The sequence below is a fragment of the Pantoea sp. ICBG 828 genome (genome assembly GCF_002928355.1).
GTDB lineage: Bacteria > Pseudomonadota > Gammaproteobacteria > Enterobacterales > Enterobacteriaceae > Pantoea > Pantoea dispersa.
In genome coordinates this window covers 1-1,091 of record NZ_POWN01000024.1, presented here as the reverse complement: position 1 = coordinate 1,091, position 1,091 = coordinate 1, and the positions used below count along the sequence as shown (strand labels likewise).

The 1,091-nt window shown below is 57.8% G+C and carries 1 protein-coding gene; it reads left to right on the top strand.

Going from position 1 to position 1,091, the window contains the following annotated elements; genetic code table 11:
* The first annotated feature begins 109 nt into the window (after positions 1 to 109).
* Positions 110 to 1,072, top strand: coding sequence for an IS110 family transposase (locus C1Y43_RS23415; protein WP_104189859.1), 963 nt, complete (start codon positions 110 to 112; stop codon positions 1,070 to 1,072).
* Positions 1,073 to 1,091: the final 19 nt, after the last annotated feature.

The following is a 1,091-nucleotide window of genomic DNA, read 5'->3' as shown; positions in this document are numbered from 1 at the left end:
ATCCCCGGCAACTTAACTCCCGCCTTCAAGACCGGACGGTATCCTGTGCCCCGAGCACGCATCCATAAGGATGGTCATGGCGGTTTCCCTGTGCTGTTAAGGAGAATCTATGCAAACCCGTATGCCTGTCGGCATTGATATTGCCTCCGGAAAGTTTGATGTGGCCGTCTGGAAAGGCGACACGTCTTACAAAACCAAAGTCTTTCCCAACACCCCTAAGGGCTTTATCGCCCTGAAAAAATGGCTGGAGCCGTTCGGCTGCTGCCATATCTGCATGGAGGCTACCGGCGCGTACAGTGAGCCGCTGGCCACCTTCCTGCACGACGAAGGCTATGATGTCAGCGTGGAAAATCCCGCGCGCATCAGGCGCTTCGGACAGGCGGAGCTGAGCCGTAACAAGACGGATAAAGACGATGCGCGCATGATAGCGCGCTACTGTAAACTGCACGGCCCGTCGCTGTGGCAGCCGGCGCCGCTGAATGAACGCAGGCTGAAGGCGCTGGTGAAGCGCCTGACGAATCTTCAGGAAATGCGGCAGATGGAAGAGAACCGGCTGGAGGTCTCGGATGCGGTGGTGCAGCCCTCAATCCGCGTGGTCATTGCGGCGCTGGATGCGCAGATAGACGAAACGAAGCGGGCAATAAACGACCATATCGACAATGATCCGGGCCTTAAAAAGAACAGGGAACTGCTGGAGTCCATCCCGGGCATCGCGGGCGTGCTGAGCAGCACGATGCTGGCGTATCTGGGGGACATGTCGAGGTTCAGCAGCAGCAAGGCGCTTGTGGCGTGGGTGGGTCTGAATCCGATGCGGCAGGAGTCCGGTGAGTGGAAGGGCAAAAGCAGGATATCGAAGATGGGCAACAGCGCGATGCGCAAGGCCCTGTACATGCCTGCGATAGTGGCGATGAAGTGGAATCCGGCGGTGAGTGCGCTGAAGAAACGGCTGGATGCGGGTAAGAAAACGGGAAAAGTCGTGGTGTGCGCGGCGATGAAGAAGCTGCTGCAGCTGGCTTATGGCGTGCTGAAATCGGGTCGTCCGTTCGATGCCGAAATATGTCTTGCCAGGTAACCGGCAAGACGGTATCTAC